This is a genomic window from Streptomyces sp. AMJ-169 (genome assembly GCF_055597585.1).
The window spans coordinates 476738-493696 of the sequence record NZ_JBVLTJ010000002.1; the positions used below are offsets into that span (position 1 = coordinate 476738).

Below are 16959 nucleotides of genomic sequence, written 5' to 3' on the forward strand. Positions count from 1 at the left end.
TTAATTGAGCCGATCCTAGAGACCCACCGACTGTCTGGTCAGGCGCCGATGTCCCTGCCGTCCCGGCGCCAGACGGAGACGACGGCCGGGCGGGGGAGTTTGCCGGGGCCGTCGGGCCAGGTGGAGGCGGGGGTTTCGGCGGAGGCGCCGTCCACCTCGCCGGGGTGCTGGACGGCGACGACGACGCGGCGGTCCTGGATGATCGGCCCGCAGGTCTCGGCGCCGGTCGGCACGGTGAGGAACTGCTTCAGCTCCCCGCGCCGCTCCCCCTTGGCGGCGACACCGAACAGGCCGTCGTGGGAGCCGAGTTGGTTGCCGTCGGTGGCGATCCAGAGGTTGCCGTGCGGGTCGAAGGCGACGTTGTCGGGGCAGGAGATGGGGCTGACGGCGGACTTGGGGTACCCGGCGAAGTAGGTGGCCGGGTCGTCCGGGTCACCGGCGACGAGGAAGAGGGTCCAGCCGAACTTCAGGCTCTCGGGCCGGTTGCGGTGCTCGGTCAGCTCCAGGATGTGCCCGTGCTTGTTGGCGTGGCGCGGATTGGCCTCGTCCGCCTTGGGGTTGGCGCCGACACCCCGGTTGGAGTTGTTGGTGAGGGCGACGTACACCTTGCCCGTGACCGGCGAGGGCTCGATGTCCTCCGGCCGGTCCATCTTCGTCGCGCCCGCCTTGTCACCGGCGAGCCGGGTGAAGACGAAGACCTCGTCGGCCGTCATCCCCTCGACGTGCGAGACGGCGCCCTTCGCGGTGGCGGTGGCCAGCGGGATCCACTCGCCGGACCCGTCGAACTCCCCGTCGGCGGGCAGCTTTCCGGTGCCGTCGATCTCGATGGCGGGGGAGTCGCCGGTCAACTTGGCGACGTACAGGGTGCCTTCGTCGAGCAGCGAGAGGTTGTGCTCGCGGACGGCACGGGAGGAGCCGTGCTTCATCCGCTTGCTGCCGACGAACTTGTAGAAGTAGTCGAAGCGTTCGTCGTCACCGGAGTAGACGACCGGCCGCCCGTCGTCGGTGAGCCGGACGGTCGCGGCCTCGTGCTTGAAGCGGCCAAGTGCCGTGTGCTTACGGGGAGTCGAGGAGGGGTCGTACGGGTCGAACTCGACGACGTACCCGAACCGGTGGACCTCGTTGGGCTCCTGGGCGACGTCGAAGCGCTTGTCGAACCGTTCCCACTTGCGCTCGGTGGCGCCGGTGCCGACGCCGTAGCGCTTGTCGGTGGGGCGGGAGGAGTTGGCGAAGTACTGGTTGAAGTTCTCCTCGCCGTGCAGGGTCGTGCCCCAAGGGGTGGTGCCGCCCGAGCAGTTGTTGAGGGTGCCGTACGCCTTGGTGCCGGTCGGGTCGGCGGAGGTCTTGAGGAGATCGCTCCCGGCGGCGGGCCCGGTGAGCCGGAACTCGCTGGTGACGGTGATGCGCCGGTTGAGGTGATGGCGGGGGACTACAGTGAGCTTGCCGCTCCTGCGGTCCTCCTGGACGACGACGGCGGAGAGCCCGTGGGCGGCCCAGGCGACCTCGACCTGCTGACGGGTGGGGTGGGCGGAGTCGTACCCCCGGAACATAAGAATCTCGTCGGTGTACTCGTGATTGGCGACGAGGAGCTGCCGGTCGCACTCGCCGGGGAGGGGGAGGAGGGCGAGGAAGTCGTTGTTGTAGCCGAACTGGCCGGACTGGGCGGCGGCGGTCTGGTGCTCGGGGTCGAAGGCGGGGGCGCCGCGGAGGATGGGGTCGCCCCAGCGGACGACGACGTTCTGGTCGTAGCCGGTGGGGGTGGTGACGGTGTCGGCGGTGTTGGGGGCGACGGGGCTGAAGCGGAGCCCGCGGGTTCCGCTTGTCGCGGGGCCGGAGGTGGCCTGGGCGGCGGGGGCGTTCTGGAGACTGACGGCCCCGGTGGCGGTGGTGACGGTGACGACGGCGGCGGCCTGGAGCAGTGAACGGCGGCGCAGGGCACCGGTGATGATGTCTCCGGCGTACTCGTTGCCGCTGGTGTTCGGCACCTCGTGGAAACAGGCGTCGCCGCAGCGGAAACGGCACGTCATCGCGGAACGGCCGACGGCGGTTCCGATGAGCGGCAGCAACTTGCGCACTTTACTCTCCCCTTGCGTGACCTTGGTGTGATCGTGACGGTAGGGGGGTGGGGGCGCAAGGGCGGGGCGAGTGCGTTAAGGGGAAATGAACGGACGGTGGACGCAAGGGGGTTGGGGGTGGAGGGGAGGGGAGCGGGGGCTGATGATGGAGGGGTTATCCGACCGGCCCCGGACAGGTGGGGCGGGATTTTTGGCTGGTTCAGGGTGTCCGCGCCGGGGTGGATGTCGTTGACACACCCGCACTTCTCCCGCTCACCCCTGCCCAAGATCCCCACTTGGGGCCGCTAACCTTACGTGTCCGTCCTGGCCAGGGATTGACGGGCATCAACTCACGCGAAGGGTTGCGCACATGGGCATTCTCACTCTCCTGCGGAACGCGTTCGGCAGATCACGCAAGCAGCGGGTCGCCGAAGCAGAGGGTGCGGACCAGGTACCGGCTGGGGGTGCGGAGACTCTGCCGGAGGGGGTGGCTTCGGAGACGGGGGCTGCGACTTCGGCAGCTTCGACTTCGGCTGCGGCTTCGGGGTCTTCGGCTGCGGGTGCAGGGTCTTCGGCTGCGGGAGCTGCGGCTTCGACCGCAGGGGCTTCGGCTTCGGCTGCGGGGTCTGCGGCTGCGGCTTCGGCTTCGGCTTCCGGTGCGGGAACCACGGCTTCGGGGGCGGGAGTTCTCGCCGAGGGGGCGGGGATTCCGGCCCAGCAGGCGGCTGAGCCGGCGCGGGGTGTGGAGGCGGCGCTTCCGGAGCCTCGGCGGGGTGGGTCGTCGGGGTCTGAGCATGAGTTGGTGGCGGCGGCTTTCGACAATGTGACGGTGCCTCGGCCGGCGCGGTCGGGGGAGGGGGGTTCGGCTGAGGCTGAGGTCGGGGGTTCGGGCGAGCGGTCGGAACTGGCCAATGGGGGGTTGGTCGGGGAGGGCAGCTCGGGGAGTGGGCTGTCTGGGGCTGGGGGTGGCTCGGAGAGTGGGCTGACTGAGGCTGCGGGGGCTGGGGCTGAGGTCGCGGCTGAGGTCGGCGCGGAGAGCGAGCTGGAGAAAGCTGAGCCTGCGGCTGACTTGGGGAGTGGGCTGACGGAAGCTGCGGGGGAGCCGGAGAAGGCCGAGCCCTCGACTGAGGCCGGTTCGGAGAGCGAGCTGACGGAGACCGAGCCCGAGAGCGCGCCGGTGGAGAAGGCTGAGGGCGCCTCGGAAAGCAAGCCGGCGGAGACTGCGGGGGAGCCCGAGAAGGCCAAGTCCGCAGCTGAGGCCGACGCGGAGAACGAGCCGGAGAAGGCTGAGCCCGCGACTGAGGCCGGCTCGGAGAGCGAGCTGACGGAAACCGAGTCCGAGGACGCCCCGAAGGAGAAGGCTGAGGGCTCCTCGGAGAGCAAGCCGGCGGCGGGTGCGGCGAAGGCCGAGCCCGCAGCTGAGGCCGACGCGGAGAGCGAGCTGGAGAAGGCTGAGCCCGCGACTGAGGCTGGCTCCGAGAGCGAGCTGACGGAAGCTGCGGAGACCGCGTCCGAGAGTGCGCCGGAAGCTGCGGTCGCCGGGACGGACGTCGAGTCGAAGTCCGAGTCCGCCCCCGAGGGCGCCTCCTCCACCGCCCCCGCAGAGGCGACGCCCGCGCCCGAGGCCACTGCGACGGAGGGTGAGCCCGAGGTCGAGGCGACGGATACTTCCGTGACCGGAACCGAGGGTGAGGCCGTCGAGCCTGCCGTCGAGACGGACGCCGAGCGGGAGTCTGAGGGCGCGGTCTCTCCGGCTGACGCCGAGGTGCTGGCGGAGGCGTCTTCGGACAAGGCTGAGGCGGACGAGGCTGTCGTAGCCGAGGCTGTGGCCGAGACCGAGGTGGACGAGTCCGCTGGGCGGAAGTCCGAGGAGGCCGTCCCCGCAGCCGACGCCGAAGCGGCAACGGAAGCCCCGGCGACGGAGACGAAGACCGAACCCGAGGAACTCGTAACCGAGCCCACCCCCGAGACTGCCCCGGCGACCCCGGACGAGCCCGAGTCCGAGGAGCTTGCAGCCGAGGCCACCCCGGCAGCTCCGAACGAGCCCGCGTCCGACGCACAGGACAAGGCAACGGAGACCGCCCAGGAGCCGGAGCCGGAATCGCGGCCCGCCGCCAAGACGGACACCGAACCGAAGCCCGAAGACACGGCCACTCCGCCCGCCGCCGAACCCGCAGCGGAGCCCCAGGCCCCCGAGCCCACCCCGGACGAACCCCAGGCAGAAGCACCGGCCCCCGAGCAGACGCCGACGGCGGAGCCGCAGACCGAGGACGCGCAGGAGCCCGACGCCCCGGCGGCCGAAGCGGAAACAGCACCCTCCGCCGAAACGCCCCCCGCCGCGGCCCCGACCCCCGAGCCGACCCCCGAAGCTCCGGCCCCGGAGACCACCGCCCCCACGGCCGAGGCCGAACAGGAAGCCGCCAGCCCGACGACGGCCCAGCCGGAGAACGCCCCCGCAGAGGAAGCCACCTCCAGCCCGACCCCGGAAGCGGACCCCACCCCTGAGCCCCCGGCCCCGGAAACCCCCGCAGCCGCCACCCCCGAGCCCGCCGCAACACCCGAGCCGGAAGCCGCCGCAACCGAGACCGCCCCCGCAGAGGCCCCCTCCCCCGAGGCAACGACCGACGAGCCCCAGGCGACCACCCCCACAACCACCCAACCCCCGGCCACCGCCCCCGAGCCGGAAGCCGCCGCACCCGAGACCGCCCCCGCAGAAACCCCCGCCCCCGAAGCCGCCCCCGAGGCACCCCCCACACCCCCCACCCACCTAACCACCGCCCACACCCAAGCCGCCCTAACCCTCGCCCACCTAGGCCTCACCACAGCCCGCGCCACGGTCTACCTCGTCCTCGACCGCTCCGCCTCCATGCGCCCCTACTACAAGGACGGCTCAGCGCAAGCCCTCGGTGATCAGGTGCTGGCGCTCGCCGCACACCTCTCCCCCACCACCCCCCAGGTCCACACCATCTACTTCTCCACCGAAGTCGACGGCACCACGGACCTCACCCTCACCGCCCCGGACGCCGCCACGAAGGTCGACGACGTGCACGCGGGCCTCGGCAGGATGGGCCGTACCTCCTATCACGCGGCCGTAGAGGCGATCACCGCCCACCTCGACGCCTCCGGCGACCCCCAGGCCCCCGCCCTCGTCATCTTCCAGACCGACGGCGCCCCGGACGCGAAAACCCCGGCGACCCAGTCGCTCACGGCGGCGGCGGACTCGTACCCCCGCCTCTTCTTCTCCTTCGTGGCCTTCGGAGACCACGACAACAAGGCCTTCGACTACCTCCGCAAGCTGAAGACCCCCAACACCGCCTTCTTCCACGCCGGCCCGGCCCCGAAGGAACTCACCGACGACGAGCTGTACGAGGGCGTCCTCGCCAACTGGCGACCGTAAAGCCGTAAAACCGTAAAGCCGTAAGCCCCGTAAGACCCCGCACCCCCTCTGCCGCCCGCGCCCGAAAAATCGGCGCGCGGGCGGCATACACACGTCGGATACGATTTCAAGCACACCCACCGGCCCGACCCAGGAGCAGCCTCCAATGGCTCGACACCTCATCACCAGCGCCCTTCCGTACATCAACGGAATCAAGCACCTGGGCAACATGGTGGGGTCGATGCTCCCGGCGGACGTCTACTCCCGCTACCTGCGCCAGCGCGGCCACGACGTGCTGTACATCTGCGCGACCGACGAACACGGCACCCCCGCGGAGCTGGCCGCGAAGGAGCAGGGCCTCCCGGTGGCCGACTTCTGCGCCCAGGCGCACGACGCCCAGAAGGCCGTGTACGACGGCTTCGCGCTCGCCTTCGACTACTTCGGCCGCAGCTCCAGCCCCCAGAACGCCGAGATCACCCAGCATTTCGCCCGGCGGCTGAACGAGAACGGGTTCATCGAAGAACGCGCCATCCGGCAGGTCTACTCCCCGGCCGACGGCCGCTTCCTCCCGGACCGCTACGTCGAGGGCACCTGCCCCCACTGCGGCTACGACAAGGCCCGCGGCGACCAGTGCGAGAACTGCACCCGCGTCCTGGACCCGACCGACCTGATCGACCCGCGCAGCGCGATCTCCGGCTCCACCGACCTGGAGGTCCGCGAGACCAAGCACCTCTTCCTCCTCCAGTCCAAGCTCCAGCACGAGGTGGAGCGGTGGGTCGCGGCCCACGAGGAGGAGTGGCCGCACCTGTCGTCGTCCATCGCCCGCAAGTGGCTCACCGAAGGGCTCCACGACCGCGCGATCACCCGCGACCTCGACTGGGGCGTCCCGGTCCCGGCCGACACCTGGCCGGAGCTCGCGGCCGAGGGCAAGGTCTTCTACGTCTGGTTCGACGCCCCGATCGAGTACATCGCGGCGACGAAGGAGTGGGCCGACCAGGACCCGGAGAGCCGGGACTGGAAGTCGTGGTGGTACGAGTCCCAGGACACCGTCCGCTACACGGAGTTCATGGCGAAGGACAACGTCCCGTTCCACACGGTGATGTTCCCGGCGACCGAGCTGGGCGTGCGCGAGCCGTGGAAGATGGTCGACTACGTCAAGGCGTTCAACTGGCTGACGTACTACGGCGGGAAGTTCTCCACCTCGCAGAAGCGCGGCGTCTTCACCGACCAGGCGCTGGACATCCTCCCGGCGGACTACTGGCGCTACTTCCTGATCGCCAACGCCCCGGAGTCGGACGACTCGTCGTTCACGTGGGAGCACTTCACGGCGACCGTCAACAAGGACCTCGCCGACACCCTCGGCAACTTCGTCAACCGCGTGCTGTCGTTCTCGAAGAAGCGCTTCGGCGACGAGGTCCCGGCGGGCGGGGAAGCCGGTGAGGCGGAGACCCGGCTCGGCGAGGAGATCGCGCGGCTGCTCGCGGAGTACGAGGAGCACATGGAGGCCCTCCAGTTCCGCAAGGCGGCGGCGGCCCTGCGCGCCCTGTGGTCGGCCGGCAACGCCTACCTGGACGAGAAGGCGCCCTGGACGCAGATCAAGACCGACCAGGAGGGCGCGGCCCTGACCCTGCGGACGGCGATCAACCTGATCCACCTGTACTCGGTCGTCTCCGAGCCCTTCATCCCGGCGACGGCGAAGGCCATGCGCGGCGCGTTCACCCTGGCCGGCGACACCGCCGCCTGGGTCACCGCCGACGAGGCCCGCGCCCTGGCCGCCGTCCCCGCCGGCACCCCCTTCACGGTCCCCCCGGTCCTCTTCGCGAAGATCACCCCGGAGGCCCTGGAGTCGTACAAGGAGCGCTTCGGCGGCGAGCCCGTCTGAAGACCCGCGAAGGGCCCGGGAGCGGCGTACCGCTCCCGGGCCCTTCGCTCTGCACGGCCGCCGGTGTTTCCCTCCCGGCCGGCGGCCGCACGCTCATGGGGTCACTTCAGGACGCCCGCCCCCGTCGTCGTCGCCAGCTCGGCCGGCAGGCTCTTCACCGCGGCGGCGGGCTCAAGTCCCGCCGTCAGCGCGGGAGTCCAGTTGACGGTCGGCTTCACGGTCTTCTTCGTCGCCGCCGCGTTGTACAGCGAGACGAGGTCGGTGGAGGTGCCGTTGACGAGGTTGCCGGTGTTCTTGATCGAGGCGGTGCCGTCGCTGGAGATCAGCTTGTCGAGCTTGGTGCCCGCCGGGGCCTTCCAGTAGTTGTTCTCGGCGATGACCTGGGCCTTCGCGCGGGCGTTGATGCTGTACTGCACGGTGTAGCCGTTGAGGGCCGTGATGTCGTACAGGTTGTTGTAGATGTGCACCTGGCCGAGGCGGGCCAGCGGGGCGCGCTGGACGATGCCCTTCCACACGTTGTGGTGGAGGGAGACGCGCAGCTTGCCGGTGCTGTCGGTGTCGCTGGCGCCGATCAGCATCGTCTTGTCGTGGCTGTTGAAGACGTTGCGGGAGACGGTGACCAGGTCGGAGCCCTTGGTGATGTCCAGGGAGCCGTCGTGGATCTGGTACTCGCGGCCGTAGTACTTCGGGTTGGCCTTGTCGAAGCGCGGGGCGTCGGTGAACGTGTTGTGGTCCGCCCAGACGTGCGTGGCCCCGCGCAGCGTGATCGCGTCGTACTCGCTGTTCCAGTTGCCCGTCGAGCCGTCCGTCGGGTCCCACTGCGGGAAGCAGTCCTCGGTCGCCGAGAGGGTGAGGTTGCGGACGATGACGTTGTCGACGTTCTGGATCTCCAGGCTGCCGCCCGTGATACCCGGGCTGGAGCCGGGCACCCCGACGATCGTCGTGTTGGCGGGCACCTTGAACACGATGTTCTTCGCCTGCTTGACCTGCGCCGCCTTGCGCGCCTTCTCCTGCGTCCCCGCCGGCAGCTTCTTGCGTCCGTAGGTCGCCGGGTCGTACGCCTTCAGGTACGACGTCAGCGAGTAGCCGGTGCCGGCGGCGTAGTCCGCGCAGGTCAGCTTCTTGCCGGCGTCGGTGGTGTTGGCGTCGATCGTGCCCTTGACCTTGATGATCCGGGGCGTCTTGTCGGTCGCCGAGCCCAGCGCCTTCATCAGCTGGGCGCGGGTGGAGACGGTGAACGTGTGCGCGGAGTCCGCCTTCGTCCCGCCCGTCGTCCCCGTCCCCGAGGCCGCCCAGCCGTCCTTCGCGGCGAGCGTCTGGTGGTACAGGTCCACGGCACCGGCGTTCGCGTTGAGCACGAACACCCCCGCTCCGACCCCGGCGACCACGGCGGCGGCGGACGCGCCGAGCAGGCGGCGCTTGCGAAGTGACCGGCGGTGAGAGGAAGTTGCCACGAAGGGAGTCCTTACGGGTCTGCGTTGCTTGACGTTCCCTCAGTGGTCGCCGGGGGAAGGAAGGTTGCCGGTTCCGGCGGAATTTTTTCGCGCCGCCCGCACCAGCGCCGCCGGCCCGGGGCGAGCTTTCGCGATTACTACGATCAGCTGATCGTCGGTCACCTTTGGGAGTGGCATCCCGTCCCCGGCGCCGCCCTGCCCGCAGCCTCGTCCCGTGAGGAGACTTCGCCCCCGCCTGCTGACCGTCGCCGCCGCGCTGCTGGCCGCCTGCGCGACCGCCGCCGCCCCGCCGCCATCCCCTACGGGAACCCCCGAGCCGTCCGCTGCGGGAACCCCCAAGTCCGCCCGCGCCGAAGGCTATTGGCTCACCCTCGCCGCCCGCGTCTGCCCCGACTACCCGGACATCATGTCCAACCTCCTCCGCGACAACAACCAGCAGTCCCTGCGCGACCTCGGCAAGGACTCGGTGTACACGGCGGGCCAGCCGGTCGACCCGGTGACCGAGCAGGTCAACGACCCGAACTGCCGCCCCCTGACCGGCTGGCGGTTCACCCTCGGCCGGGGCATCTCCGGTGAGGTCGACCACCTCTCGACCGTCGTCCCCAGCGCCTCCGGCGTCCAGCCGGTCACCGAGGACTCCGCCCCGCTCCTCGACAGCGCGGGCGACCCCCTAGGGGGAACCCTGGCCGGAGCCGTCAACGTCCGGCTGGGGGACACCGACCAGGCCCTCGCCCTCGCCCGCCGGCTCCAGATCCAGGGCGGCACCCCCACCGACCCGCTCAACACGGCCGACTTCGGGGACCGGTACGCCTTCGGCGCCCTGCGCTGCGCCGTCGACAACCAGAAGAACGACAACGTGGACCGGGCCGCCTTCCCCACCGGGTCCCGTCACGTCTCCTGCTTCTACTACGCCGTCACCCCGGCCCCCGGCGCCGGCGACATCGTCGTCCGCAAACAGCTCAAGGACAGCACCGCCACCCGGGACTTCGGCTTCACCGGGAACCTCTCCTACACCGAGGGGCACGACTTCACGCTGGCCGTCGCCGACGGGACCGCCGCGCAGCAGACCTTCCACCGGTCGGCGACGAAGGGGACGAAATACCCGGCGTGGAACGTCAAGGAGAGCGTCCCCGACGGCTGGACGCTGGACGCTCTGGCCTGCGCGTCGGCGAAGGGCACCAGCGGGACCCGTACGGGCGCGGACGGCACCGCGAGCGTCGATCTGGCCGCCGGGGACACGGTGACCTGCACCTACACCGACACCCCGAAGACCACCGCGACCCCGACCCCGACCGACACCCCGAGTCCGACCCCGACACCCACCCCCACACCGACCCCGAGCATCCCCGGGGCCACGAGCCCGCCCCCTCAGCTCCCCGCCACCGGCGGCTCCGGCTCGCACCCGCTGCTCGCCGTCCTCGCCGCCGCCCTGATCCTCACCGGCACCGGCCTGCTCATCCTGCGCCGCCGGCTGCTGCGACGCTGACGCCCTCCTGGCCGGCGTCGAGACCGAGGGTCCGCCGGGCCGAGCGCATGTGCCGCAGCCCGTCCCGGGCGACCCGGGCCACCTCCTCGTACTCGGCCGCCGACCGCGCCCCGCCGAGCAGCCGCCGGGCGTCGCGGTGGCACTCGGTGGCGTACGACAGCTCGCGCCCGGTCCGCTCGTCGGCGGCGGCCCACAGCCGGGCGTCGGGGACGACGAGGCTGTCGCCGAGCCGGACGACCCAGTGGTTGGCCTCGGCCTCGGCGGCGAGGCCGGTGACCGGGGGCCCGGGGCGGGCGGTGCGGCGCAGGAGCGGCACGGAGGCCACCGCCGCGGTGATCAGCAGCAGGGACAGCACGATCGTGTATCCGGTGTCACCCATGGCGGTGGCCTCCTCGTCCTCGGTCCGGAACCCTCCCGGTACCCCTCACCACCCCTATGACACGACAGGCCGCTGTGCGTCCTCGTCGGGATTCCTGTGGGCCCGCGATGAGGTTCCGGTGGAGGCCGGCCGGAGGGTCAGGTGCCCTCGTTGGTCGCGTCCGGGTCGACGCCCAGGGTCAGCGACGCGGTGACGCCCTTCGCGATGTCGTTCTTGTCGTACTTCAGCTTGAGCAGGCCGCCGGTCGTGCCGCTCTGGTCGTAGATGGTGTCCTCGGTGAGGGTGGTCCGGGTCGTGGTGCTCGTGGAGTACGGCGCGACCGACTCCGTCAGCGTGACCGTCGTCTCGTCGAAGAAGAGCTGGCCGGTGTGGGCGGTGTTGCCGCCCTCGTAACCGGCGTCCGTCCACTCGCCGTTGACGTGCACCTTCGTGTGGATGTGCACGCAGCGGCCCTGGTACCAGCCGGGGAAAATGGACTTGAAGGTGACGTTGCCCTGCTTGTCCGTGCGCCAGGTGCCGCGCAGGTAGCGGGTGTCGCTGGTGGGCTCCTCGTGCCCGCCGCCACCGCCGCCCCCGCCCGGACCGCCGCTGGGGTCGCCGCTGGGGTCACCGCTCGGCGGCTCGCCGGTGGGTGCGTCGCTGGGCGGGGTGCCGCCACCGCCGCCGCCCTGCGAGAAGGACTCGTAGCCGGAGTACAGCCCGAGCGCGTCGCAGTGCCAGACGTCCACGGCCGCGTTCGCGAGCGGCTTGCAGGTCTCGGAGTCGATCACCTTCAGCTGGAGGGTCAGCGGAATGCCCTCGTTGTCCTCGGTGATGTCCTGGCGCAGCTTGTCGGCGTCTATGTAGTACGGCCCCTCGGTGGTCTCCGAGGTGAGCGTGTAACAGACCGTCCCGGCGGAAGCCGACTTCTTGGCGGCCGCTCCAGTGGCCCCCTTGCCCACCTCACTGGCATTGGCACTCATCGCGAGAGCGGTCGCCCCACCGACGGCGGCCACCGCCGCCCCACCGGCCACGACGACCTTACGGCGCGTCAAGTTCCTTTTGTGTTTGGGGGTTTGGGTGTTCTCGTGGTTCTCGTTTCCCGTCATGTGAGGGAAGTTAGGTAAGAAGTCTGTCCCGAAGGTAAGACAGCGCTGTGCGTTTCTTAGAAAACTGAAACGGGCCGGAAACCTGTGTGGTCCCCGGCCCGTCAGCTGCCCTGCGGCTACTTCGGCTGCGGCTTCCTGATGGTCAGGTGCAGCTCGCGCAGCCGCGTCTCCTCCAGCTCGGTCGGGGCGCCCATCATCAGGTCCTGGGCGTTGCCGTTGAGCGGGAAGGCGATGGTCTCGCGGATGTTGGGCTCGTCGGCCAGCAGCATCACGATGCGGTCGACGCCGGGGGCGATCCCGCCGTGCGGAGGGGCGCCGAAGCGGAACGCGCGGAGCATGCCGGCGAACTCGCGCTCGACGGTCTCCTCGTCGTAGCCCGCGATGCCGAACGCCTTCAGCATGATCTCGGGCTCGTGGTTGCGGATCGCGCCGGAGGACAGCTCGACGCCGTTGCAGACGATGTCGTACTGCCAGGCCAGGATGTCCAGCGGGTCCTGGTTCTCCAGCGCGTCCATGCCGCCCTGGGGCATCGAGAACGGGTTGTGCGAGAAGTCGATACGTCCGGTCTCCTCGTCCTTCTCGTACATCGGGAAGTCGACGATCCAGCAGAACCGGAAGACGTTCTCCTCGAAGTGGCCGGCGCGCTTGGCGGCCTCGACGCGGACCGCGCCCATGATCTTGGAGACCTCGTCGAACTCACCGGCGCCGAAGAACACCGCGTGCCCGGCGGCGAGGGAGAGCCGCTTGGTCAGCTCGGCGACGTTCTCCTCGGTGAGGAACTTCGCGATCGGACCGGACAGCGAACCGTCCTCGGCGACCCGCACCCAGGCCAGGCCCTTGGCGCCCTGCGCGACGGCGTAGTCACCGAGCTGGTCGAAGAACTTGCGGGGCTGCGCGGAGACGTCCGGCACGGGCAGCGCGCGCACGTGCTTGCCGGCGAACGCCTTGAACTCGGAAGCCTCGAAGATGTCGGTGATGTCGACCAGTTCGAGCTGGGCGCGCAGATCCGGCTTGTCGGAGCCGTACTTCAGCATCGACTCGCGGAACGGGATGCGCGGGAACGGCGAGGTGACCTCACGGCCGCCGCCGAACTCGGTGAACAGCTCGGTCATGAGCTTCTCGATCGGCTGGAAGACGTCCTCCTGCTCGACGAAGCTCATCTCGACGTCGAGCTGGTAGAACTCGCCCGGCGAACGGTCGGCGCGCGCGTCCTCGTCGCGGAAACAGGGCGCGATCTGGAAGTACCGGTCGAACCCGGAGATCATCAGCAGCTGCTTGAACTGCTGCGGCGCCTGCGGCAGCGCGTAGAAGCGGCCCGGGTGCAGCCGGGAGGGGACGACGAAGTCGCGGGCGCCCTCGGGGGAGGTCGCCGTCAGGATCGGCGTGGCCATCTCGTTGAAGCCGAGGGCGACCATCTTGTGCCGGATCGCGGAGATCACGGCGGTGCGCAGCATGATGTTGCGGTGCATGCGCTCGCGGCGCAGATCGAGGAAGCGGTACTCCAGGCGCCGCTCCTCGTTGACGCCGTCCTCGGCGTTGATGGTGAACGGCAGCGGCTGGGCGGCGCCGAGCAGTTCGACCTCGGCGACCTCGACCTCGATCTCACCGGTCGGCAGATCCGGGTTCACGTTCTCGGTTCCACGTGAAACAACGCGGCCGTCGACGCGGACGGTCGACTCCTTGGAGACCTTGTCGAGAGCGTCGTAGGCGGCCGTACCGGGACGGGCGACGAGCTGCGTGATGCCGTAGTGGTCGCGCAGATCGATGAAGAGGATGCCGCCCAGGTCGCGCCGATTGTGCAGCCAGCCGCTCAGCCGGACGTCGGTGCCGACGTCAGAGGCGCGGAGCTGGCCGCAGGTGTGGGACCTGTACCGATGCATCTTCGTTCATCGTCCTTCGATTTTTGGGTGCCGGGGTGCTCTCCCCAGGTCCACCAAGGGTACCGGCCACCTCCGGACCGGCCTTCCGGATATCCGGGCCGGGGGATTCGTCGGACGACCCCACTGGCATCTCGACCGGAAATCTTCTTAAAGTGGGGCAATGCGCACTGGTGAGCCCCTGCCCGGGGTGGGGCAGGTCCTCGCCGCCCTGTCGACGGGCGTCTGGCACTGGTCCACGGCGTCCGGCCTGGTCACGGTCGACGCCGAGGCCGCCCGGCTGCTCGGCCTGCCGCCGCGGGAGACGGTCCTCACCGAGGCCCGGACCCGGGCCCGGCTGCACCCGGTCGACTGGAACGAGATCACCGGCGTCATCGGCCTGGCCGTCGCCGAGGACACCCTCGCCGAGGTCCGCATCCGCGTCATGGACGACCAGGGCCGCGTCGTCCGCGTCGTCCGCAGCCGCTCGAAACCGTCGTACGACCGCGAGAAGAAGGCGTACGAGCTGATCGGCACCCTTCAGGAGGTCACCGAGCCCGCGCCGGGGACGCCGGCCGGGCGGCGGGCGGTGACCGGGGACTGGCGGCGCTCGCGGGAGGCGTTCCTGCTGGACGCGGGGCGGGCGCTGGCGGAGGCGCGGTCGACGGCCGAGGTGCTGCGGGTCGCGGCGGGCCTGTCGATGCCCGGTTTCACCCCCGACGGGCTGGCCGTCTTCGGCGTCGAGGGCGACCGGCTGACGGTGATCGGCCACCACGGGCAGCAGCCCGGCGACGAGGCCCCCTTCACCCAGCTCTCGGTACGCACCGACTACCCGGCGGCGGAGGTCGTCCGCACCGGCCGCGCGGTCTATCTGTCCTCACCCGGCCAGTACCGCGACCGCTACCCCCTGACCTGGCCGCTCGCCGAGCACTTCCACCGCCACTCCTGGGCGTTCCTGCCGCTGACGGTCGCCGGGCGGACGATGGGCGCGTGGATGGCCGCGTTCACCTACCCGGTCGCCTTCACCCCCGACGAACGCTCGGTCCTCACCACCGTCGCCCGCATGCTGGCCCAGGCCCTGACCCGGGCGGGCGCGGCGGAAACCCAGCGCGAGCTGACCGACGGCCTCCAGCGCAGCATGCTGCCGTCCCTGGGCCCCGAGATACCCGGCATGACCCTGGCCGCCCGCTACGTCCCGACCGGCGGCGGCCTCCAGGTCGGCGGCGACTGGTACGACATGATCCCGCTCCCCAGTGGGCGGTTCGCGCTGGTCATCGGGGACGTCCAGGGCCACGACGTCCGCGCGGCCGGCCTGATGGGCCAGCTGCGGATCGCCCTGCGCGCGTACGCCTCCGAGGGCCACCGCCCCGACGCGGTCCTCTCCCGTGCCTCCCGCTTCTTCCACGACCTCAACGCCCCGTCCGACCCGCGCTTCGCGACCTGCCTGTACGTCGAGGTCGACCCGGACACCGGCGTCCTGGAGACCGCCCGCGCCGGCCATCTGGACCCGGCGATCCGCATGACGGACGGCACGGTCTTCCGCCGCTCGACCGCCGGCGGCCTCCCGCTCGGCATCGACCCGGACGCCGACTACCCCACGACCCTGCTGGCCCTGGAGCCCGGCGAGGCGCTGATGCTGTGCACCGACGGCCTGCTGGAGACCGGCGGCCACGACCTCGACACGGGCTGGAAGCGGATCCGGCAGATCCTGGAGACGGCCGAGGGCACCCTGGACGACGTCGCCGACCGCCTGGTCCAGGCCGTCCACGGCCCCTCCTCCCACCACACCACCGGCCCGCTCTCGGACCGCCGCGAGGACGACATCGCCGTCCTCCTCCTCTCCCGCGACCCGCACCCGGCCCCGGTCGCGGAGACCCGCCGCGCGGTCCTGACGATCGCCCAGGCCGAACCGGAACGCGTCGCCGAGGCCCGCCACCAGCTCCGCGACCTCCTCCACGACTGGCCGTCCCCCGAGCAGGTGGACTCCGCGATGCTGCTCCTGTCCGAACTCCTGACGAACGTCCTGGTCCACACCGACGCCGACGCCCTCCTCCTCACGGAAATCACGGGCCCTGCGGGGGCGCGCCGGCTGCGGGTGGAGGTGACGGACACGAGCGACGACCTCCCCCACAAACGCCGCCCCGGCGAACTGGCGTCCTCCGGGCGGGGGTTGGTGCTGATGGAGTTGCTGGCGGACGAGTGGGGGGTGGCGCCGAGGGGGGAGGGGAAGAGCATTTGGTTCGAGCTGTACGAGGGGGGGCTGAGCCGCAGGGCATGAAAAAAGGGGTACGGGTGCGCCCGTACCCCTCTCTCACCGCCGGGTCACGCCCCCTGCGGGCCCCCCTCGGTCATCCCGTGGACCGCCGGGACACTCCCCAGCCGGCCCTTCTGGAAGTCCTCGAAGGCCTGCTGGAGTTCGTCCTGGGTGTTCATGACGAAGGGGCCGTAGTGGGCCATGGGCTCGCGGATCGGGCGGCCGCCCAGGAGGACGATCTCCAGGTCCGGGGTGTGCGAGTCCTGGCGTTCGTCCGCGCGGACGGTCAGCGAGCCGCCCGCCCCGAAGACGGCCGTCTGGCCGAGGTGGACCGGACGGCGCTCGGCGCCGACGGCGCCCTTGCCGGCCAGGACGTACGCCAGACCGTTGAAGTCCTCGCGCCACGGCAGGGTGATCTCGGCACCCGGCGCCAGCGTCGCGTGGATCATCGTGATCGGGGTGTGGGTCGCGCCGGGGCCCTCATGGCCGTCCAGCTCACCCGCGATCACCCGGAGCAGGGCGCCGCCGTCGGGGGACGTCAGCAGCTGCACGTTCCCCGCGCGGATGTCCTGGTACTTCGGGGCCATCATCTTGTCCTTGGCCGGCAGGTTCACCCACAGCTGGAGGCCGTGGAAGAGCCCGCCCGACATGACCAGCGACTCCGGCGGCGCCTCGATGTGCAGCAGGCCGGAGCCCGCCGTCATCCACTGGGTGTCACCGTTGGTGATGGTCCCGCCGCCGCCGTGGCTGTCCTGGTGGTCGAAGATGCCGTCGATGATGTAGGTGACGGTCTCGAAGCCACGGTGCGGGTGCCAGGGTGTACCCTTCGGCTCCCCCGGCGCGTACTCCACCTCTCCCATCTGGTCCATCATGATGAACGGGTCCAGATACCGGTAGTTGATCCCCGCGAACGCCCGGCGCACCGGGAAGCCCTCACCCTCGTAACCGCTCGGCGCGGTCGTGACGGCGAGCACGGGTCGCGCCACGGCATCGGCGGGCGCGGCGACGCGGGGCAGCGTCAGCGGGTTCTCGACGGTCACTGCGGGCATGTCGGTTCCTCCTCGGTCGACGTGCGTCCTATTTTAGTTGAGCGTTGAACTTTCTGCCACCCCGCACAACGAAGGACGCCC

10 protein-coding genes are annotated in these 16959 nt (G+C 70.7%); 4 read left to right on the forward strand and 6 right to left on the reverse strand.

Annotated elements, in window-relative coordinates:
- Positions 1-38 precede the first annotated feature (38 nt).
- Positions 39-2075: a PhoX family protein gene (locus ACYUD3_RS06755; RefSeq protein ID WP_470965183.1), complete on the reverse strand. Its 2037-nt coding sequence runs from the start codon at positions 2073-2075 to the stop codon at positions 39-41.
- Between the two features lie 1048 nt (positions 2076-3123).
- On the opposite strand from ACYUD3_RS06755, the gene ACYUD3_RS06760 reads away from it, so the two are divergent.
- Together ACYUD3_RS06760 and metG are read left to right on the forward strand one after the other, a co-directional pair.
- Positions 3124-5451 carry a VWA domain-containing protein gene (locus ACYUD3_RS06760; protein WP_470965185.1) on the forward strand — a complete coding sequence of 776 codons (2328 nt, stop codon included), beginning with the start codon at positions 3124-3126 and terminating at the stop codon, positions 5449-5451.
- Between the two features lie 145 nt (positions 5452-5596).
- Positions 5597-7312, forward strand: a complete 1716-nt coding sequence (metG, locus tag ACYUD3_RS06765) for a methionine--tRNA ligase (protein WP_470965188.1) — start codon at positions 5597-5599, stop codon at positions 7310-7312.
- 101 nt (positions 7313-7413) lie between these two features.
- Here metG and ACYUD3_RS06770 read toward each other — a convergent pair whose 3' ends face one another.
- Complete coding sequence (locus tag ACYUD3_RS06770; protein WP_470965190.1) at positions 7414-8766, reverse strand: pectate lyase family protein; 1353 nt, start codon at positions 8764-8766, stop codon at positions 7414-7416.
- Between the two features lie 214 nt (positions 8767-8980).
- Here ACYUD3_RS06770 and ACYUD3_RS06775 point away from each other — a divergent pair, with 214 nt between their 5' ends.
- On the forward strand, positions 8981-10252 hold the full coding sequence (locus ACYUD3_RS06775; RefSeq protein WP_470965192.1) for a prealbumin-like fold domain-containing protein: 1272 nt from the start codon (positions 8981-8983) through the stop codon (positions 10250-10252).
- Here ACYUD3_RS06775 and ACYUD3_RS06780 read toward each other — a convergent pair.
- The 3 genes from ACYUD3_RS06780 to aspS form a co-directional block, all read right to left on the reverse strand.
- Positions 10221-10631, reverse strand: a complete 411-nt coding sequence (locus tag ACYUD3_RS06780; RefSeq protein ID WP_470965195.1) for a hypothetical protein — start codon at positions 10629-10631, stop codon at positions 10221-10223. The genes ACYUD3_RS06775 and ACYUD3_RS06780 overlap by 32 nt on opposite strands.
- 137 nt (positions 10632-10768) lie before the next feature.
- Positions 10769-11719 (reverse strand): intradiol ring-cleavage dioxygenase, encoded by a 951-nt coding sequence (locus tag ACYUD3_RS06785; protein ID WP_470965197.1) that lies wholly within the window; start codon positions 11717-11719, stop codon positions 10769-10771.
- 116 nt (positions 11720-11835) lie between these two features.
- Positions 11836-13599 carry an aspartate--tRNA ligase gene (aspS, locus tag ACYUD3_RS06790; RefSeq protein ID WP_470965200.1) on the reverse strand — a complete coding sequence of 588 codons (1764 nt, stop codon included), beginning with the start codon at positions 13597-13599 and terminating at the stop codon, positions 11836-11838.
- Between the two features lie 160 nt (positions 13600-13759).
- On the opposite strand from aspS, the gene ACYUD3_RS06795 reads away from it, so the two are divergent.
- Positions 13760-15853: an ATP-binding SpoIIE family protein phosphatase gene (locus ACYUD3_RS06795; protein WP_470965202.1), complete on the forward strand. Its 2094-nt coding sequence runs from the start codon at positions 13760-13762 to the stop codon at positions 15851-15853.
- A 44-nt stretch (positions 15854-15897) separates the two neighbouring features.
- On the opposite strand, the gene ACYUD3_RS06800 is transcribed toward ACYUD3_RS06795, so the two are convergent.
- Complete coding sequence (locus ACYUD3_RS06800; RefSeq protein ID WP_470965207.1) at positions 15898-16878, reverse strand: pirin family protein; 981 nt, start codon at positions 16876-16878, stop codon at positions 15898-15900.
- Positions 16879-16959 lie beyond the last annotated feature (81 nt).